15 protein-coding genes, 1 tRNA gene and 2 pseudogenes are annotated in these 19,858 nt (G+C 46.4%); 2 read left to right on the top strand and 16 right to left on the bottom strand.

The genetic code is table 11. The annotated features are described in order from the left end of the window. The first annotated feature begins 68 nt into the window (after positions 1-68). The gene (locus tag CCU_RS00085) at positions 69-1,058 is read left to right on the top strand and encodes an ABC transporter permease (protein WP_015533103.1); all 990 of its coding nucleotides are present in this window, start codon (positions 69-71) and stop codon (positions 1,056-1,058) included. Here CCU_RS00085 and CCU_RS00080 read toward each other — a convergent pair. The 12 genes and pseudogenes from CCU_RS00080 to CCU_RS00030 all read right to left on the bottom strand — a co-directional run bounded on the left by CCU_RS00080 (position 1,009) and on the right by CCU_RS00030 (position 11,769). Then, positions 1,009-1,629, bottom strand: coding sequence for a YigZ family protein (locus tag CCU_RS00080; protein WP_015533102.1), 621 nt, complete (start codon positions 1,627-1,629; stop codon positions 1,009-1,011). The genes CCU_RS00085 and CCU_RS00080 overlap by 50 nt on opposite strands. Next, positions 1,626-2,093: a transcriptional regulator NrdR gene (nrdR, locus tag CCU_RS00075; protein ID WP_015533101.1), complete on the bottom strand. Its 468-nt coding sequence runs from the start codon at positions 2,091-2,093 to the stop codon at positions 1,626-1,628. The genes CCU_RS00080 and nrdR overlap by 4 nt, the downstream gene beginning before the upstream one ends. A 41-nt stretch (positions 2,094-2,134) precedes the next feature. After that, positions 2,135-2,920 (bottom strand): RnfABCDGE type electron transport complex subunit B, encoded by a 786-nt coding sequence (locus CCU_RS00070; RefSeq protein ID WP_015533100.1) that lies wholly within the window; start codon positions 2,918-2,920, stop codon positions 2,135-2,137. Between the two features lie 13 nt (positions 2,921-2,933). After that, on the bottom strand, positions 2,934-3,506 hold the full coding sequence (locus CCU_RS00065) for an electron transport complex protein RnfA (RefSeq protein ID WP_015533099.1): 573 nt from the start codon (positions 3,504-3,506) through the stop codon (positions 2,934-2,936). Positions 3,507-4,156: 650 nt separating this feature from the next. Beyond that, positions 4,157-4,798, bottom strand: a pseudogene (rsxE, locus tag CCU_RS14635) (electron transport complex subunit RsxE); the annotation flags it as partial. Next, positions 4,798-5,403 (bottom strand): FMN-binding protein, encoded by a 606-nt coding sequence (locus tag CCU_RS14630; RefSeq protein ID WP_256364706.1) that lies wholly within the window; start codon positions 5,401-5,403, stop codon positions 4,798-4,800. The gene CCU_RS14630 and the pseudogene rsxE, both read right to left, overlap by 1 nt. Before the next feature lie 87 nt (positions 5,404-5,490). Then, a pseudogene (locus tag CCU_RS14625) lies at positions 5,491-6,423 on the bottom strand (RnfABCDGE type electron transport complex subunit D); the annotation flags it as partial. Positions 6,424-6,435: 12 nt separating this feature from the next. Beyond that, on the bottom strand, positions 6,436-7,761 hold the full coding sequence (gene rsxC / locus CCU_RS00050) for an electron transport complex subunit RsxC (RefSeq protein ID WP_015533097.1): 1,326 nt from the start codon (positions 7,759-7,761) through the stop codon (positions 6,436-6,438). Between the two features lie 218 nt (positions 7,762-7,979). Next, positions 7,980-8,537 (bottom strand): Gx transporter family protein, encoded by a 558-nt coding sequence (locus CCU_RS00045; protein ID WP_015533096.1) that lies wholly within the window; start codon positions 8,535-8,537, stop codon positions 7,980-7,982. Further along, positions 8,527-8,895, bottom strand: a complete 369-nt coding sequence (locus CCU_RS00040; RefSeq protein WP_015533095.1) for a NusG domain II-containing protein — start codon at positions 8,893-8,895, stop codon at positions 8,527-8,529. Before CCU_RS00040 ends, CCU_RS00045 begins: the two co-directional genes overlap by 11 nt. A 9-nt stretch (positions 8,896-8,904) precedes the next feature. After that, the gene (locus tag CCU_RS00035) at positions 8,905-9,954 is read right to left on the bottom strand and encodes an FAD:protein FMN transferase (protein ID WP_015533094.1); all 1,050 of its coding nucleotides are present in this window, start codon (positions 9,952-9,954) and stop codon (positions 8,905-8,907) included. 18 nt (positions 9,955-9,972) lie between these two features. Next, a complete protein-coding gene (locus CCU_RS00030) occupies positions 9,973-11,769 on the bottom strand; it encodes a hypothetical protein (RefSeq protein ID WP_015533093.1) in 1,797 nt (598 codons plus the stop codon). A 238-nt stretch (positions 11,770-12,007) separates the two neighbouring features. On the opposite strand from CCU_RS00030, the gene abc-f reads away from it, so the two are divergent. Continuing rightward, positions 12,008-13,945: a ribosomal protection-like ABC-F family protein gene (abc-f, locus tag CCU_RS00025; RefSeq protein WP_015533092.1), complete on the top strand. Its 1,938-nt coding sequence runs from the start codon at positions 12,008-12,010 to the stop codon at positions 13,943-13,945. A 218-nt stretch (positions 13,946-14,163) separates the two neighbouring features. Here abc-f and CCU_RS00020 read toward each other — a convergent pair whose 3' ends face one another. The 4 genes from CCU_RS00020 to CCU_RS00005 form a co-directional block, all read right to left on the bottom strand. Next, complete coding sequence (locus CCU_RS00020; protein WP_055273558.1) at positions 14,164-16,611, bottom strand: hypothetical protein; 2,448 nt, start codon at positions 16,609-16,611, stop codon at positions 14,164-14,166. A gap of 27 nt (positions 16,612-16,638) precedes the next feature. After that, positions 16,639-18,312 (bottom strand): ATP-binding protein, encoded by a 1,674-nt coding sequence (locus CCU_RS00015; protein ID WP_015533090.1) that lies wholly within the window; start codon positions 18,310-18,312, stop codon positions 16,639-16,641. A gap of 2 nt (positions 18,313-18,314) precedes the next feature. Then, complete coding sequence (locus CCU_RS00010) at positions 18,315-19,427, bottom strand: metallophosphoesterase family protein (RefSeq protein ID WP_015533089.1); 1,113 nt, start codon at positions 19,425-19,427, stop codon at positions 18,315-18,317. A gap of 301 nt (positions 19,428-19,728) precedes the next feature. Next, positions 19,729-19,799, bottom strand: a tRNA-Trp gene (locus tag CCU_RS00005). Positions 19,800-19,858: the final 59 nt, after the last annotated feature.

The raw sequence follows: 19,858 nt of genomic DNA, 5'->3' as shown, positions 1-19,858 counted from the left end.
GATCGCTGCTCAATAAGCTTGTGCAGACACTGTGCATATATTTATCATAAATTTACGGAGATACATCTATGAACCATATAAGACAGATAAACTTACTTATAAAGAGAATACTGTGCCGTCCCGCCATGATCGTCGTTCTGCTGGTCATCCCCGCTGTGCTGATCGCTGTGAGCTTTCTGCCAGCCAGAAAGCAAAGCACCGAGATCGTGTCCGGCGTGTATATTGAAAGTTCTGACGAACACACGGATGCATTCCTGTCGTATCTCACATCGACATCCACGGGATTTACCTTCAGGCACTATGAATCCCTGAAAGACATGAAGGATGATGTAGCATCCGGCAGGATCGACTCCGCGTACATGGTTCCTGATGGTTTCAGTGAATCAATGATCCACTCTGACGGGAAGCGCCACATAACCGTGTATACAACCGATGGAAGCTCATTCCAGTCTGTGTCCGAAGAATCCGTGTATGCCGCCCTCCTGTATGCATATGCGGCAGACATGTCTGTATGTATGCTCCAGGATCGTTATCTGGCAAATGTCCCATACGACGAGACCCAGATGTCAGAATACATCAGTGATAGATTTAAGGGATATATCGAAAATGAGGACATTTTCACAATCGAGAGCGGACTCACCGGAAAATACACGGCATCGACAGATATTGCGCCAAACAATTTTCCTGTGGGAATATTGGTTTACATAACTTTGTTCGTATGTTCTCTCCTGGGACTTCATAACTATCTCCGGGATCTGGACTGTGGGGCTTACTCTATCCTCTCCTCCAGAAAAAAAGCCGGATTCTGTGTAGAAAATATAGCAGCGGGAATTATTCCCGCTGCCATTATCAGCTTTATATCCTTGATCATATATTCCGGCACCAATGGCTGTCTCAATGTCCTGCTGCATATCGCCGCAGTGTCAGTCATCAGCCTTGCTGTTGCACTTATATTCAGAGTGATATTCAGGCGCTATAAGATATTTACTATAGCTCTGCCATTCATCATCATCTGTACTCTTCTCCTGAGTCTTCTATCAATGCTCTCGCAGATGTAGACTCTGTGATCTGCTTTACCAGACATCCATAGCTGTCAGCCGGCACCGCCACATTGAAGCACACATCTGCAGTGTAATCCGTACTGTCTATCAGTGCATCACTGTTGCTGAGAAGATATTGTACCTTACCCGAATCGTTGTAGTTCGTGGTTATCTTCACCAGCTTCATAAGCTGCATCTTATGTATACCCGCATCAGACAGTGCAAGCTTGGCTGCCTCGGTGTATGCTCTCACAAGACCACCTGTTCCGAGCAGTGTTCCACCAAAATACCTTGTGACCACTATACATATATTAACCACCGCATTCCCCGTGATAACCTCCAGGATGGGTTTTCCAGCCGTTCCCTGCGGTTCTCCGTCATCAGAGAATCTTAGCAATGTATTCTCGCTGCCTATGGCAAATGCATAGCAGTTGTGCCTTGCATCATAGTGCTGCTTCCTGATCTTCTCGACAAAGGCATATGCCTCTTCCTCCGAGGACACAGGGACTGCATAGCCGATGAATCGTGATTTCTTCTCGACTATCTCGTCCTGCCCCTCCTGTAATATCGTGTTGTATGTCTCTATCATCGCTTCTCCGAATTGCTGGTGAGCAGCTTGCCCAGCTCATCCATAAATGTATTCACATCCTTGAACTCTCTGTACACTGATGCAAATCTTACATAGGCTACCTGATCAAGATCCTTGATCTTATCCATGACTATCTCACCTATGGTCGTGCTCTCTATCTCTCTCACTTCCATGTTGAAGATGGTGTTCTCTATGTCATCTATGCACTTTGTGACTGCTTCCGCTGAAACCGGACGCTTATGGCATGACTTTATGACACCTGACTCTATCTTGGAACGGTCATAAGTCTCTCTGTTCTTGTCCTTCTTGATGACTATGAGAGGTATGGTCTCCACCTTCTCATATGTGGTAAATCTCTTACCACAGGCGTCACACTGTCTTCTTCTTCTGATCGCACTTCCATCCTCCGCTGGTCTGGAATCGATAACCTTTGTATCATCTGCTGAGCAAAATGGGCATCTCATATAATTTTCTCCTTATATCTCCCACCTTCGGCGGGACCTTCTTACGATATTATCTTTACTGGGCACTTGGCCTTACATGCACCACAATTTGTACACTTCTCCGGATCTATGTGAGCAAGGTTTCTGTCTATCGTGATGGCTCCAGCCTCACAGTTCCTTGCACACAGTGTACATCCGATACATCCTGCGCTGCAGGCTGCCTTGACCTGAAGACCCTTGTCATGGGAATTACATCTGACAAGTCTCTCTGCATCATATGGAACCAGCTCTATCAAGTGTCTCGGGCACTCTGTGACACATTTGCCGCATGCCTTACACTTCTCCTTATTAATTACCGCAATTCCATCTATAATGTCAATAGCCCCGAACTCACATACTGCCTTACATGAGCCATAACCTGTACATCCATATGTACATGCCTTAGGACCGCTGTTTGGATTGTTCTGTGCCAGCTTACAGTCCCTTGGTCCAACATACTCGTATACATCCTTCGCCTTCTCGCAGTCTCCTGCACACTTGACAAATGCCACATACCTTGTATTTTCAGCGTTTTCCACGCCCATGACCTCACTGATCTTCGCTGCCACTGCCTCGCCTCCAACAGGACACGCTGATGGCGGCATCTCACCTTTGGCGATGGCCGCTGCCAGTCCGTCACATCCCGGATAACCACATCCACCGCAGTTATTTCCCGGAAGGAGCTCTCTTACTGCTATTTCTTTCTCATCTACTTCTACCTTAAATTTCTCTCCTGCGACACCCAGAAGGATACCTATCACAATACCTACGCCTGCGACGACTGCCACAGCTATCAATATTCCTGTCATATCCGCACCCTCCTTATATCAATCCTGAGAAACCGAAGAACGCGATCGCCATAAGACCTGATGTGATGAGAACTATAGGGGTTCCCTTGAACGCCTCAGGTATAGGGCTGTGCTCAAGTCTCTCTCTGATTCCTGCAAGTATCACTATGGCTATAGTAAATCCGACTGCAGAGCCACATCCGTTGATGGTACTCTCAAGTATACCGTAACCGCTCTGTACATTTGAGAGAGCGATACCAAGCACGGCACAGTTGGTCGTGATCAGTGGAAGGTAAACTCCAAGTGATTCATACAATGACTTGACCTTCTTCTTGAGGAACATCTCAACAAACTGTACAAGTGCTGCGATCACAAGGATGAACACTATGGTGTTGAGGTACTCAAGTCCGAATCTTCTCAGTATGCCGTAATACACAACGCTGGTGACAAATGAAGCTATGGTCATGACGAACACAACCGCTGCTCCCATTCCGGTTGCTGTGTTGACACTCTTGGACACTCCAAGGAAAGGACACAGTCCGAGGAACTGGCTGAGGATAACATTATTTACAAGTGCCGCTCCGATGGCTAACAATAAAATATTCATTATCTCTTACCTCCCTTTCCTTTTTTCTTCTTTATATGAGCCATTGTCTCCTTGAGCTTTATGTCGGAATCTGCTGGCTCGTTCTCTGCAGAGTGTTCTGGCTGCTCTGCTTCCGTCGGCTGATCCGTTGATGGCTGCTCTGCTGCCACTTTGTCTGCTACTTCCTGTTCTGCGGCTGGCTGCTCTGTTGACTTCTCATTCTGGAGATTGTCCTGACTGTCTGACTGAGTCTCTGTAACAGTCTGCTGCTCCTCATCTGGCGTCTTTTCCTGCTGAACTTCCTCAGCATGCTCCTTAAGCATCTTTCCTGTCGCATTCGGAACAAGCTTTATGTCGGCGAGGACTGACTCTCTGGTCGGTGCATATGGGCTGAGTCTTGGCTCATCCTTCTTCGCCTCATCTGGCTTGTCAGCCTCTGGCGCTGTATTCTTTGCTGCATCCTTATCTGCCGCTGCAGGTGTCTCTTCCTGCTTCTTAACCTGTTTTGCATCCGCTGAAGGTTTCGCCGGAGCCTCTGCTGCCTTTACAGGAGCCGGAGTCTCTGAAACCAGCTTGCCACAACATGCTGCATTGATACAGCCTGCACATGAGTCCGATCTGCATGCTGCCGGGATCTCCTCTCCATTTGCCAGTGCCTCGGCTGCCTTCTTTGCATTTCTCTTGTTGATAAATGCTATGATGAATGCAAGCACGAAGAATGCACCAGGTGCAAGTACGAATATTGTTATAGGTGTGTACAGGCTGAGTGCATTGCCTATACCCTTTATAATTCCCGATGAGTTCTGAAGTAAGTTGCCATCTCCAAGTATCTGGAATCCAAATACACAGCCCTTTCCGACAAGCTCTCTGAACATTCCTATAAGTGTAAGGCCAACTGTAAATCCAAGGCCCATTCCAAGTCCATCAAATATAGATGGAAGTACCTTGTTCTTGGAAGCATATGCCTCGGCACGACCAAGGATGATACAGTTTACAACTATAAGTGGTATATACAGTCCAAGGCTGCTGTTGAGTGATGGCAGGTACGCCTGCAGCAGAAACTGTATGATAGTAACAAACGAAGCTATGATAACTATAAATGATGGTATTCTGACCTTATCAGGTATAACCTTTCTGAGTGCTGAGATCATGAAGTTGCTGAGCACCAGGATACATGTGGTCGTAAGTCCCATTCCTGCGCCATTGATGGCTGATGATGTAACCGCAAGTGTCGGACACATTCCAAGCATCTGTACGAAGGTCGGGTTCTCTTTCACAATACCATTATATAAACGCTCTGTACATTTTCCCATTACTTGTCACCTCCGTTCGACGCTGCAGATGAATCAGCAGCACCGCCATTTATGGACTTCACATACTCAAGTCCCGCATTCACCGCATTGGTAACCGCATTTGTTGTGATGGTAGCTCCTGACAGGGCATCTATCTCCTCGTCCACTGTGGCACCTGACTTGGTGTACTGGAACTTATCGACCTTCTTGCCTGCAAACTGCGACTTGAAGCTGTCTGTGTCAGCCTCCATACCAAGTCCTGCAGTCTCTGAGAGTGACAGGAATGAAATTCCATTTGTCGTTCCATCCGCTCTGACTCCCATGGCAAGCTGAAGGTCTCCACTATACGCCTCATGTGATGTGACAGTCACAACATATCCAAGTGCTGAACCATCGCTGCCCTTTGCTTCCACGATCTCATCTATATCTGCGTTATATACGGCATCTGACAGGATTTTTGCAGCCGCATCGGCATCAAAGTCAGCATAGCTGTCAAACGAATCCGCATCATCGAATACCGCCTTATATGCCTCTTCCTTTGCTTTCTGCTCTGTAACTGCTATAGGATCCTTTGTGATCTTATATACATAAGCCAGTGCAAATCCTGCTATGACTGTGATTATCATGATTGCTATAGTTGCTATAACAATCGACTTTGTATCCATCTTAGACTTTGTTCCGGCTGTGTCACCCTGGGCTGCAAGCTCTGCGCCCTCTCCGAAGCTCTTCGGCTGTGTCCATCTCTCAATGAGTGGCACAAGCAGGTTGGAGAATATGATTGCATATGATACGCCCTCTGCTGATCCTCCGTATATTCTGAAACAGAATGTAAGTATACCAAGTATCACACCAAACACAACCTTACCCGCAGGTGTGATAGGTGATGTAACATAGTCAGTTGCCATAAAGAATGCTCCAAGCATCAGACCACCACCGCACAGGTGTGCTGCGAGGAATGTAAGATCAAAACCTCTACCCGATGCAACCGCATATATCATAATGAGCACCGCAAATGTTCCTATATATGTAAATGGAATAACCGGCTTTATAACTCTTCTGATCAGAAGATAAGCCGCACCAACAAGTAAACATACAACTGATGTCTCACCTATGGTTCCCGGTATATTTCCAAGAAACATATTGAGTACATTGACATTTGCCAGATCCCCTGTGTTCTTGAGTACTGCAAGAGGTGTAGCAGTTGTCACACCATCATACGAGAATGATGTCATTCTTCCTGCAAATGATATGAGAAGGAAACATCTTGCGCCCAGCGCTGGATTCATGAAGTTGAATCCCAGTCCTCCAAAGAGCTGTTTAACTATTATAATGGCAAATGCACTTCCGAGTATCGCCATCCACACCGGTACATCCGGTGAGAGGTTCAGTGCAAGAAGAAGTCCTGTTACAACTGCACTGAGATCGCCTATGGTTACTTTTCTGTTCATCATCTTCTGGTACAGCCACTCAAACAGCACGCATGAGACCACGCATGTGAGTATAAGTATCATAGCGTTCAGCTCGAAGTTGATGATTCCAAATACGGTTGCCGGAAGCAAAGCAATGATCACATCCAGCATAATGCTCTGTGTACTTCGTTTATCTCTGACATGTGGAGATGACGAAATCTTAAATGTATTATCCAATGTGTACACCTCCTACTTCTTTTTATTCGCAATGATGGATTTTCTTGTTCCCGCAATGGTCTGTGTCAGATGTCTCTTCGCCGGACACACATACGAACAGCATCCACACTCACAACACTCCATTCCGTTGTGAGCAAGGAATCCCTCTGTATCCCCATGCTCAGCCAGTGAAGCAAGCATCGAAGGAACAATACGTCCCGGACACACATCAACACAGCGTCCGCATCTGATACAGTTGCTCGGTTCAAGGTCTGCCACCTCGTCATGTGTCATACACAGCAGTGCCGACACTCCCTTGGTTGCAGGAACATCCAATGAGAAAAGTGCCTTTCCCATCATAGGACCGCCTGAGATCACCTTCTCAGGAACCACACCATCCTTAAATCCACCTGCAGCCTCTATAAGCTCCTGACAGTTTGTTCCTATCCTCACCATAAGATTGCATGGATTCTCTATGGCATCACCTGTTATGGTGACTATCCTTGTGTAGAGTGGTCTTCCCTCTATAACTGCCTCATATATGGACACGATGGTATCAACATTGTGAACTATACATCCAGCATCCGCTGGAAGCATCTTGGAGTTGACATATCTTCCAGTGTTAGCATATATGAGCTGACGCTCGGCACCCTGAGGGTACTTGGTCTTCATCACATGGACTTCGATCTTGTCATTGTCCTTTACCTTATCCCTGAGAAGTTCTATTGCCTCTGGCTTATTATCCTCTATGGCGATGATTCCCTTTGCATGATCAAACAGATTGATACATATCTCAAGTCCCAGTATCAGCTTGTCCGGTTCCTCCATCATCCTTCTGTAATCCGAAGTAAGATATGGCTCACACTCTGCGCCATTTACTATTATGTAGTCGATCGCATCCTCGTTCTTCGGGGACAGCTTGACATTTGCAGGGAAACCGGCGCCGCCCATTCCTACTATTCCGGCCTCCTTTATGATCTCCTTCACATCCTCTCTATACAGAGTGGACAGATCTTTTACATTTGCTGCAAAGTCGATCTCCTCAAACAGGCCATCATTCTCTACAACTATTGATTCAACCTTTGATCCACCAGGCACATATCTCGGCTCGATTGCCTTGACCTTTCCCGATATGGATGAATGTATATTTGCTGACACGAAGCCACTGGTCTCCGCAATCTTCTGACCAACCAGGACTCTGTCGCCCTTCTTCACTATAGGTGTGGCCGGTGCCCCTATATGCTGACTCAGCGGGTACACGCAGTCACCTTTTGGAAGGTATTCTCTGACAGGCTTTTCCATTGACAATTCTTTGCCTTCATATGGATGAATTCCGCCCAGAAATGTTAACAAACCCATGTTCTACCTCTTTTCCTTATATATTTTCATTAAAAAATCTCCCTATATAATAACGCTTTAAGCCCTCAAAAACAACCTAAATGGGGATATATTATCATTTTAAAATATGGAAATTCTTCTGCTTATCCGCATAAAAAACGATCACATATAAGATATAGACACTTATGTCTTTTCTGTATCTTACATGTGATCATTTATAAATTCATTCGGATATCATTCTAATATTCTATGGACGGAAGCTTTCTGACAAGCATGGTTCCCGCCAGGCCTATGCACACACCGGCTATAGTTCCCGATATGCACAGCACCGGCATATACAACATGATATTGCCACTCTTCATGAGAAGTGCTGCCATTGCTATTTGCCCTGCGTTGTGGCTCACTCCGCCTAGTATGCTCGTTCCAAGGAGACCAAACAGATCCTTTTTCCTGCAAAGCGTCATGACCAGAAGTGACAACACCGCTCCCGCCATGCTGTATACCATAACCGTCATATTGCCAAACAACAGCGACGACAGCACCACTCTCACCAGTGACACTATCCACGCATCTGATATCCTCAGCCTGTACATGACAACTATGGTGACCATATTTGCAAGTCCCAGCTTGATTCCCGGAACAGCTATATTCACCGGGATCATGGATTCAAGATAGGAAAATACCATGGCTATGGCCACGAACATACCTGTGTATGTGATCCTTTTTGTACTCCAGCCATGCATTCTATCCACCGCCGTCTCTGAACTTTTCTGATCATTTTTATCTCTACTGCACATCTATATCTCTTTCCCTGCCACCTTGTATCTCTATGACAAGCTTGTGCGGAAGACAGGTTATAGTCTCTCCTCTCCTGCTCTTCCAGCCCATATTCACACACACCTTATCCGGGCAGTCCGCATCACCGACACTGATCTTCCCAGATTCAACCACAACAGTGTTGCTGCCCCTGTCCGTGTTGAACTCATAGGTATCGTTGACTGTCATGTCTATGTTCTGCACCAGTTTGTCATCTATATACACATCCGCGGTATTGCCCGTCGGAAGCACAAGCCGCATGACAAGCCAGCATATAATTCCCGCTACTAAAAGGACTCCACACAATATCAGATCTTTTTTTCTAAACCATCCTGCCATATCTTCACATCACTCTGCCAATTTATAGTCTTCTGCCGTTATGGTGAATCGGTCCTTCAGGCCTTCACTGACATACACATTCTTATCCTCATCTATGATGACGGCCTCCGCACCATACTCCTGAATGGTCTTCATAGCCTTATCCTTATCCATCAGCATGCACAGTGTGGACAAGGCATCACTGGTCAGTCCGTTATCACACACTACCGTGGCCGCTATAGTGCCATTCCATGCCGGATATCCTGTCCGGGGATCAAGTATGTGGTGGTATCTCCTGCCATCCTGCTCAAAATACTTTTCATAATCTCCCGATGTGGATACAAATGCCGTCTCCCCATCGCCAAAGCTTATGACACCCATGGTCGTTCCCTCTCCGGCTCTCGGATCCTTGACACCGACCTTCCAGGCTGTACCATCAGGCTTGCTTCCGTACACAACTATACTTCCGCCCAGGGCCACACATGCACCGGCCGCATCAGTACCCTTGAGATACTCTGCTGCCATGTCGCAGCCATATCCCTTGCCGACTGCTCCCAGATCAAGCATCATACCAGGCTCTGATATCCTTAACGTATCGCCATCCACACTTACCTTTGACACATCCACCAGCCTCAGTGCACTGTCTATATCCGCCTGTGATGGAATCTCTGTCCTGCCATCTTCTATCCCCCACACATCCGCCAAAGGCCGTATGGTGATATCCAACAGATTGTCATGAGCCCTCGATATGTCAAGCGTCTGCTTCAGCACACCCGCAAGCTCGCTGCTCACCGTGATATCCTCATCAGGCTTATATGTGGTGTTCACCCTGTATATCTCAGAGTCCGCTGAGCGCCATGACAGCACATCCTTGTCCAGGCTGTCTATGAGCTTCAGCATCCCGTCTATATTCTCACTGCCATGGCTTCCATACACTGTAAATGACGCAGCCGTTCCCATGGTGATCGTGTTCCTTGTATATTCACTTTCACCTGACCGTCTCACGCCTGATATGATGACCATAGCAATCACAGCCACCATGACAACCACTACGGCTGCTATCCTGTACCATTTCTTCATGGTCTGCCTACCTCTGTGTTATTTCAGATATTCATCGTGAACCTGTTCTCTCAGCGAATATCTAAAAGATTTCTCGTACTCCACATTCTCATTGATGCTGTGGTTTACCTCCTCGAAGAAGCTCTGGTTGATGATATCCATGGAGTAGAATATCGGGTAGTTACTGTTCTTCTCCCACATCATAACTCCACCATCCACGGATTCCTTACCGTACTCCTCCTCGTAGCGCTTCTTGCAGTCTCCACTGCACAGATATACATGACACAAACCGTTGAGGGTCTTCTTCAGCATATCCGTTCTGAGTATATATCCATCACAGTCTATCGCCCAGTCCGGTATCTCATCCGGCTTCACTATGACTATGATCGGCATATATCTGTCAGGGCTCTCAACAATCGCATTCAGCTTGTCATAGCTGATCTCCTCAGGGCTTGATCCCTCCTCCATGACTATCCCGGCGTCTACAAAGCCAACCTGATTGAACATATCCTTCATGAACTTTGGCCTGCTGTATCTTCTCTCCTTGACGTTGATGGTCTCACATATGTTCTCCACATTCACATCATATATATCCCCGGCACTCACCATATCCACTGTCACATGCCATATAACACCAGCCTCTGAATTGCTTATGTGCTGGAAATCCATATGAAACTCACCGGCCTCATATGTTATATATACCTTATATCCTATGGTGGAATAATCCACACTCGTGAGTTCCTCGGGCATCTGTGGGAACACCATACTGATGTGCTCTCTGACCCATTTGTATATGATCTCACACGCCTTGTCATAACCCGCCGCAGGTATTCCTACCCTGTGGCTGTACACAACATTCGGAACCATAGGCTTTATCTCAGTCTTCACCTCTGGTCTGACCGCTGGAACGAACTGCTCCTTGTCAAGCAGCCTTGATATATACTCGTTGTGGACTATCTCCTTGTTGATCAGATAAATAACTCTGTCAGGAGTCAGCTCCTTGTGATACTTCTTGTTGAGCAGTATCTCAACCAGTTCGCGCTTGCTCACAGTGTGGAACTGCGCCACGATATCCGGATTGTTGTCCAGATATTCCCTGAGCTCAGGCTTAAGCGGATCCTGCGTGATCCTGAGCCTGTATTTGCTTCTTATGGCATTCTCCCAGTTCTTCTCCTTGTACTGTGAGTCGTGAATACTGTTGAAAATCTGCATGATAGACCAGTCGCACAGCTCCAGATTGGCTATGATACTGTTCATGACTCTGGACAGATCCTCATGTCCAGTCCACAGATCGGTCTCCTTGGAATCAGAACCCAGCTTATACTTATATCTCATCTCATGCTCTATCTCATGCCAACCCTCGAAGAGCACCGTCCTGAGCTGTACCTCAAATGTCTGATCAAATGGCTTGTTCCACACACTTGCAGGTATGTTTCGCAGATATTTGCTCGGTATCCTGAACACACCGTTACATTTCTGTGCCTCAAATTTGTTCTCCTCATTCTTCGTCTTGGACCAATTGTCCAGAAGAAACGTCTCCTCAAGTATCTTCTCACATATATCCATGTCCTCCAGATAGAACAGGTTGATTCGTATACCTATGATATCCTGAATCTTTCTTCCACCTTCCTGCATGGAGTATTTACCAGTCTCCAGCTTGTGCAGAAGTGACGATTCTGACTTGATTCTCGATGTACTGTTAAAATATATTCCCGCATTGTTCAGCTTCGTGACAAGAGTGTTGAGCAGACTCATCTTCACATTGTTGATCTCCTCTATCTCCTGTTCCTGAAGAAGCTTCTCGTCACTATTATAGTCATAGATGCTATAATCCATTCCATCATTCCTTTTCTGTAATTATATATCAATCCGCCCTGCGGCGTCTTTCCTATATCCACGCATATCTTTATCTAGTATATCACAATAATTGTGTATTTTGCTTAAAATAATATGAACATTTTATAAAAAACAGTGCAATTCCACCCTTATAGTATAAAATCCACTCCATTTTCTTGCGAAAGTAAAGGCTTGTATATATAATTAAAAGGCTAGAACACAAATGAGAGGTTAAATTATGATTTTAGACTGTCAGAACATCTGCAAAGCATTTGGCACAGATGTTATATTGGACAATATTTCTTTTCATCTTGAGGAAAAGGAGAAAATGGCTATAGTCGGCATAAACGGCGCCGGCAAGACCACTCTTCTCAAGATAATAATGGGTGAGGAAAGTGCTGACTCCGGTCAGGTCATAGTGTCAAAGGACAGGACCATCGGCTATCTGTCCCAGTATCAGGAGAGTAATTACAACACTACTGTCCGCGGTGTCATGATGGATGCACTAAAGCCTATCCTTGAGCTTCAGGACAGGATGCGCGAACTGGAACACACCATGGCTGAACAGACCGGTGAGGAGCTCGAGAGATCTCTGGAGCTCTACAACCGCTACACCCACGAATTCGAATATAAGAACGGCTATAGCTGTGAGAGCGAGGCAAATGGAGTTCTCAAAGGACTAGGTTTCTCCAAGGAGGATTATGACCGCCACACGGACTCTCTGTCCGGTGGCCAGAGGACAAGACTTGCACTCGGCAGACTACTCATGGTGAAGCCGGATATCATCATCCTCGATGAGCCGACAAACCATCTGGACATGGAATCCATCTCATGGCTTGAGGGCTTCCTGTCATCCTACCAGGGAAGCGTCATCATCGTCTCCCACGACCGTTATTTCCTCGACAAGATCGTGACCAAGATAGTCGAGCTCGACAATGGCCACAGCCAGGTATACAATGGCAACTACACCTACTTCGCACAAAAGCGTGCAGAGATCCGTGAGAACATGATGAAGGCATATCTCAACCAGCAACAGGAGATCAAGCATCAGGAGGAGGTCATCACGAAGCTCAAGCAGTTCAACCGTGAGAAGTCCATCAAACGTGCAGAGAGCCGTGAGAAGATGCTCTCACGTATAGAACGTCTCGATAAACCAACCGAGGTTGCATCCGAGATGAGGATCACTCTTGAGCCAAATGTCTTAAGCGGCGAGGATGTTCTTACGATCGAAGGACTCTCCAAATCATTTGGCGACAATAATCTGTTCTCAGGAATAGATATGGATATCAAACGTGGCGAACACGTCGCCCTGATAGGTGGAAATGGAACCGGAAAGACAACCATACTGAAGATGATCAACAGGCTTGTATCCAAAGATGCCGGAGCTATCATACTTGGATCACGCGTCAAGATCGGTTACTACGATCAGGAACATCAGGTACTCACGATGTCCAACACCATATTCGATGAGATAAGCGACGCCTACCCTGATCTGTCCAACACCAGAATCCGTAATGTCCTTGCGGCATTCCTCTTCACAGGTGAGGACGTGTTCAAGAGGATACAGGATCTGTCAGGTGGCGAGCGTGGACGTGTGTCCCTTGCCAAACTGATGCTCTCTTCCGCCAACTTTCTTATTCTGGATGAGCCGACGAACCACCTGGATATCACATCAAAAGAGATACTGGAGAATGCCATAAGAAACTACACCGGCACTGTCCTGTATGTATCCCACGACAGATACTTCATCAACCAGACGGCCACAAGGATCATCGAGTTAAGGGACAAACAGCTCACAAGCTATATAGGCAATTACGATTACTACGAGACCCACAGAACGTATTCCACAGATTTAGTAAGTCCATTCACTCCAATAAGCGGAGTCTCTGACGCACCGGCCCAGACCGCTCCCGCTGTCTCACAGGCCAAGCTCTCATGGCAGGAAAGCAAAGCTGAGGCGGCAAGGCAGCGCAAGAAGGCAAATGACCTGAAGAAGCTTGAGGCATCCATCGAGGAACTTGAGAACAGGATCGCAGAGATCGATGAACAGTTTCTTCTTCCTGAGAACGCCACAAATGTCGGTCTGCTGAACGACCTCACAAAGCAGAGGAACGAAGCCGACACAGAACTCAACGAGCTCTACACGAAATGGGAGGAACTGTCCGAGGAGGACTGATGGCGGAATCGCTCATGTCAAACCTGCAGGCTTAACTATATCAACAAATACCAAAAACACCATATACGACTACAGCAAAGAGGATCCATATAAGGTATCCACTCACCGTATTCATATATGGTGTTTTCTTTGTTATCATGCACAGTCTCCTGTACATCTATTGTTCATACATGTCTCATGCACAGTTCCCTGTACATTTATGTCAATCTCTCTACATTCTAATGTCTCACATGAATTATCTTCATGGCATACTGTCCCGACAGATCATATGCAGAATTGCTTATATAGACCTGATCGCTGCTGCCCATTCCACCCTGAATGATCCAGTATTCAGGCTTATTTCCGCTGTTAGAACCCCAGTCATGCACATATGCCTCACATGCCGAAGCCGGAACTCCAAGCTTTCTCAGATACTGCTTAAGTGCAGTCGCTGAAGAGAACTTTCCAAAATAGATTCCGACATGGGTCGGCTCTCCATTCGTATAGTAGACAACTATATCACCAGGCAGGAGCACATCGTATGAGAAGTCCTCCCTGTCCGCTGTGAGCTCGTAATCCGTCGCCTCACCCCAGCTTCCATTCTGCGCCAGAATCGCCTTGGCGATGACCTTGCGGAGTGCCCAGTCTGAGCATATATTTGATGAACTGATCACGAATCCGCCATTTGCAAAGTCAGTGTACTTGACTGACATATCACTTCCCGGAGTGCTGCTGCCTGCGTATCTAAGCGCATTTGCCACAAATACATTGCAGTAGATTCCTGTCTTGCCCAGATATTCATTGACAACCCTCTTCATCCATTCATCAAAATCCCAGCTTATCGAATCTGTCTTGAAGCATCTTCCCCAACTGTCAAATTCATACTCCACATCACCCACTACTATCTTCGTGAGTTTACTGCAGCGTCCATTTGCATCGCTGAAATAATACACCTTCTTGTTGTTGATCTTGGCGTTCTTAAGACCCTCAGACTTGTCGTTGAGCAGCTTGCCACTTCTGTACTCGGAATATCCTGTACTCTCGTCATAATACACATATTCAGTTACAGTTCCCTCATCGCCTACATAAGCCGCACTGTAATCACTAATCGTCTGCCAGCCCTTTGTTCTGACAGCCTTACCTGTTTTACCAAAGTAACTGCAGTTGTCCTGCAGTCTCACCACAGAATTCTTCTTTACTATCCATCTGTTATTCGAGAATACTCTGTACGTGTCTGCATATCCCGATACAGTATGTGTCGATCTGTAATATATCGCATCAGATATTCCCGTGCTGTCCGTGTGGAGCACAACATGTCCAAATGAAGGTATCCACGCATTCACCGCAGCCGTCCAGCCGCCCTCGCTCGCCACCTTCTGACATCTGTATCTTATGCCGTCCACCTGTACAAAATAGGTTGCCTCTCCGTTTCTTATGTAATACTTCTTATCCCTTGAGATCTCATACCACTTCGTGACGTTGCTCTTCGCACCGTTCACAAAGTAATAATATCTTCTGTTTACCTCGTATACACCGGTTGCCGTACTGGTCCATTTCCCCGACGAATACTGGTACAGTCTTCCCGACTGCATCCGCCTTACTGCCTTGCCGTCCACCGCAAAATAATACACGCAGTTTCCTGATGTGATCCAGGTCGATCTCACCGCAGCGCCGTCACTTCCAAAGTAATAATAGTCTTCTCCAAACTGCTTCACCACGTTCTTGACCGGAATACCCGCTTCGTAGTAGTACACTCTGGAATTTTCTGTTCTGAGTCCCTTGTACGCATTTCCATTCTTGTCAAACAGGACTTTTATATTATTTACCATGACCGCCTTATTCTTGACGGTGATCCTGACTGTTCCATTATAGCTGTAGAAATAATTGCCGTGATAAGCGCTCACAACATGCCCATCAAAAAGCTGGATATACTTCACATCATTTCCAGACATGCTTCCGGATATATCCGCGTCAACAAGCTCCCCTGCCGGTGAACTGCTGCCATATTTGTACCAGCCATCTCCCACAACAGCCTTGCCACTCACAAAGTAATCACAGTACCCGGATCTTGTGAACAGTCCTGTCGCCGGACTGCCCTCGCTATAATACACTCCATTGTAATATCCTGTCAGAGCTACAGAATAGTCCCTGGCAAATGTAAACTTTTTGAGCTCTATGGTATTGCCGCTCTTAACGCTCATGTTGACATATCTGCTTGAAGAATTATAATTCGCTGACTTCAGCATCTCAAAGCTGGTGTCTGTGTAGCTTCCGTTATACTGCACATTTGCATCGCTGTCATCCGCTGCGACAAGATAAAACTTGGAGTTATATCTTATCAGTGCATATGTGATAAGTGTATCACTGTCCTCACCTGAACCAATGAAGTAACTCTCGCCCTCCGCAAAGCTGAGTCTGAACATGCCATCGGTGGAGTTCGTAAACACGTATGTACTGCTGTTCATCTTAAGTGCTGTTTTCTCCACCACGCTGGTAGGCGTCGCCACCCCCGGAGCCTCCGTATCCGCATATACAGATGCAGCCACATCCCCTGCAGTCTCCGCTTTGGCCGTCATGTTCCCCACACACGCCATCTCCGTCAGCAGAACAAATGCCACAGCGATGAGCAGAGCAAGAAATCTTACGTTATTCGACTTATACAATCCCTTCCTTATTGTTCGCAACATACTTCCTCCTGAGTATTTATTATGTATCTATAGTACACGATTTTGGCTGCATGTAAAATACAATATTTGATATTTTTCCGATATTTTCCCCACAAATTTCTTCGCCCCCGCCATATTTCTGTCATCAAGATTGACAAATGGATCATCCATTATGAGCATCGGCTTTTCATCCTGATACATGCTGTCCACTATTGCAACTCTTACACACACTCCGAGGATATCCGCCAGTCCCGAGCTCAAGGTCTGAGAATCCCTGTACATTCCCTGCTCTCTGTACCTGATTGTCATATCCGGGGCCGCCTGTACATTTCCTGCATGCTCTCCTGTAACGCACTCATAATACCTGTCAAATGCCTCCATGACCGGCACCGAATGCCCCACTGCAAATGTATCCCTGGCCTCCCCCAGCAGCTCGTACGCCTTTACGTTGAGCTCGTATCTGTGCAGATCGTCTTCCAAAGCCTTTTTCTTATCCGCCAACGATGCCTTCACAGCAGCTATCTCCTGTCTTCGAAGCTTGAGCTCCGCCAGTTCCCTGGCATACTCGCCAAGTCTCATGTTTTCTGCCATATAGACCGACATCTCCTCATCCATATCGGATTCGTCATCGGCTGTATATATATCATCTGATCCGTCCGATCTGGTATCATCAGCGGCATCCCCCGGCTCTTCCACCTTATTCTTCCTGTGCCTGATCTTTTCATTTATCCCGCGTATAATGTAGTAGATTCCGAGTACACAAAACATACCTGAACATACAACAAATATAATCATAGCCATATCGTCAGGTTCTTCTATTCCAAGCATAAATTTCCACATTCCCAGAGATAAAAGTGCTGCGATCAACGCACAAAATCCTGTCATGATATATTTACTGCCACGTTTTTTATTATTTACGCTACTTCCAATGCCTTCTAGTTTTTCTGCATTATCTGCCTCTGGCTTCGCTGATTCCGGCTTCAACGGTTCATGCTTTACAACGGCTTTCTGTCTCTGCCGCCTCATCCGGTTCTGATTCTGCATTTCTATCTCACGGATATTTTTATTCAGCTCATTTATACTTCTGTCTATTCCATCAAGCTCCCTGACCTGCTCACGCATCCCATCAAGCTCATATTTTCTCCTGTACAGTTCCCCCGTCCGCTTGGTTGGCGACTGCCTGTTTATAACATTCTTCAGTATCTGTCTGGCATTCTCATAATTGCTTATATCATCCGTGCTGTCAGCGATATTACCAATCTTAGCACTTATCCCATCCGTCGCCCAGGTCCGGCAGTCATCCTGCCCTATGTACATACTTCTCACAAATGACGCAGAATCCACATGAAACAGCTCCTCCCCAAGCTTATCCGTGAACATTCCTGTCACAGCATGAGTCGCCTCGTCGTATATCACGCATTTGTCATCGCTCTTCTTCGCGCCAAATGTCCTCTGAACCCTGTAGTTTCTGCCCCTGCTCTCAAATACCAGTTCTCCGCCATAGGCAGCCCCCGACCACGGACGATATCTTTTTCTTTCATTCTCAATGTCATTTCTCTTCGTCTCACCGTCGAAGCCATACAGCATGACCCGGATAAAAGCAGCAAGAGTCGACTTGCCCCAGCCATTATCCTGGACAAATGTATTTATCCCATCCTCGAACTGGACTTCCATGTTATTCAATTTGCCAAATCCATCTATATAACAAGATATCAATCTCATACTTAAAATATCTCCTCGCCCGCAAGAGCCCTGAGTCCTGTCTGGATCACATATGCCTTGTCATTTTCACTCATATCCTGCCTCATGACCTTCCTCACGAATTCGCCCTTGAGGGACGCATCATTCACATACCTCATGTAATCCACCTGAAAATCCGTGTGATCCAAGATCTCCATATAGTAGAACGAATCCTGAAACTGCTTAGTCAGATAATCCGTGTTTATCTCGCTCTCAACATTTACCGCGCCTGTGAGTGATACCCTCACCATGTCCCTTGACTCATCTTCCATGGTCCCCGGCAGTTCCTGATACAGTCTGTCTGCGATCATGTCCGCCGCATCAGAGCTTGACTCTGCCCCTGTCACGTCCACTTCCACATCGAACAGCCTTCTATAGGCAAATGGCACAAATTCGGTCTCAACCGTATGCCTCCTCTCATCCACATCAAGCACCATAAAGCCGTGCTCACCACACTCGTCAAAGCCCCTGCCCTCCAGGCATCCCGGATAGCAGTAGAATCCCCTGTGATCAAGGCTTTCCAGCTTTCTTCCGTGCACATGTCCCAGTGCCAGATAATCTATGCCTCTTCCCCTGAGTTTCTTCAGGCATACATCATTCATGTTGCGAGCCCTGCCATATTCCTGCTCCTGTCCGTGGAGTGTGACAATATTTATATCGTTCTCATCCAGTTCGAGTTCATCATATATGCTGTTGCAGTTTTCGTCATTCAGTACAGCGCCCGCGATCACTATATGTGATCCCTTAAGCTGATACTGCGTCCACTCATCTCCGAATAAATACAGATTCTCTGGGAGTCTCCGCCCCGCAAATAAGCTTTCATCCGGGTCATGATTTCCCCTCAGATAGAACACATCTATGTCAGCATACTTTGCTATCTCCCCCAGAACAACATTTATCGTCGTGGCAGACACTGTCTCTGAATCAAAGAGATCCCCCGCTATTATTACCGCCTGCACGTCATTCTCTGCAGCATACCCGAATATTTTCCTGAATGTGTTAAGTATCTCATTTCTTCTGCCTCTGGCTCTTTCTCTTCCAAGATGTGCACTCAGGGCCGAATCAAGATGGATATCCGCACAGTGTATTATTCTCATAGTTCCTCAACCTCAGTCATCTCTATTCTTTTTCTATATTAACATATTACGTTAAAATTTGCTCATAAAGAATAAAGTCCACGGCATATGCCGCGGACCCTGTCTACATCATATCATATACCTCCTGTCTGATACACATGTGTTTTCTCTCTGTATTCAACAGTAGAAAACTGTCTCTTAAGTTCATACATGAAGTATATTGCTCCTTGATTTTCGTTCCGTAATTATTACGGATTTTGTTTTTTCACAAACAAAAAACGCCAGAGCCCTTGGTTTTACAAGGTTTCTGACGTCTAACAAACAGGGGATGAGAGAATCGAACTCCCACCAAAAGTTTTGGAGACTCCTATCATACCATTTGACCAATCCCCTATATACAGAAAAAATTTAACACCTGCTGCAGCGTTAAATTTTCCCGGTACGTTTTATTC

Origin of the sequence: Coprococcus sp. ART55/1, from assembly GCF_000210595.1 — a bacterium.
GTDB lineage: Bacteria > Bacillota > Clostridia > Lachnospirales > Lachnospiraceae > Coprococcus > Coprococcus aceti.
The sequence above is the reverse complement of the archived record's forward strand: the minus strand, read 5'-3'. Positions and strand labels throughout refer to the sequence as shown.

Coding starts and splice junctions, on each gene's coding strand:
- CCU_RS00085 (WP_015533103.1), top strand. CDS start 69: ATGAACCATATAAGACAGATAAACTTACTTATAAAGAGAATACTGTGC.
- CCU_RS00080 (WP_015533102.1), bottom strand. CDS start 1,629: ATGATAGAGACATACAACACGATATTACAGGAGGGGCAGGACGAGATA.
- nrdR (WP_015533101.1), bottom strand. CDS start 2,093: ATGAGATGCCCATTTTGCTCAGCAGATGATACAAAGGTTATCGATTCC.
- CCU_RS00070 (WP_015533100.1), bottom strand. CDS start 2,920: ATGACAGGAATATTGATAGCTGTGGCAGTCGTCGCAGGCGTAGGTATT.
- CCU_RS00065 (WP_015533099.1), bottom strand. CDS start 3,506: ATGAATATTTTATTGTTAGCCATCGGAGCGGCACTTGTAAATAATGTT.
- CCU_RS14630 (WP_256364706.1), bottom strand. CDS start 5,403: ATGATAATCACAGTCATAGCAGGATTTGCACTGGCTTATGTATATAAG.
- rsxC (WP_015533097.1), bottom strand. CDS start 7,761: ATGGGTTTGTTAACATTTCTGGGCGGAATTCATCCATATGAAGGCAAA.
- CCU_RS00045 (WP_015533096.1), bottom strand. CDS start 8,537: ATGTGCAGTAGAGATAAAAATGATCAGAAAAGTTCAGAGACGGCGGTG.
- CCU_RS00040 (WP_015533095.1), bottom strand. CDS start 8,895: ATGGCAGGATGGTTTAGAAAAAAAGATCTGATATTGTGTGGAGTCCTT.
- CCU_RS00035 (WP_015533094.1), bottom strand. CDS start 9,954: ATGAAGAAATGGTACAGGATAGCAGCCGTAGTGGTTGTCATGGTGGCT.
- CCU_RS00030 (WP_015533093.1), bottom strand. CDS start 11,769: ATGGATTATAGCATCTATGACTATAATAGTGACGAGAAGCTTCTTCAG.
- abc-f (WP_015533092.1), top strand. CDS start 12,008: ATGATTTTAGACTGTCAGAACATCTGCAAAGCATTTGGCACAGATGTT.
- CCU_RS00020 (WP_055273558.1), bottom strand. CDS start 16,611: ATGTTGCGAACAATAAGGAAGGGATTGTATAAGTCGAATAACGTAAGA.
- CCU_RS00015 (WP_015533090.1), bottom strand. CDS start 18,312: ATGAGATTGATATCTTGTTATATAGATGGATTTGGCAAATTGAATAAC.
- CCU_RS00010 (WP_015533089.1), bottom strand. CDS start 19,427: ATGAGAATAATACACTGTGCGGATATCCATCTTGATTCGGCCCTGAGT.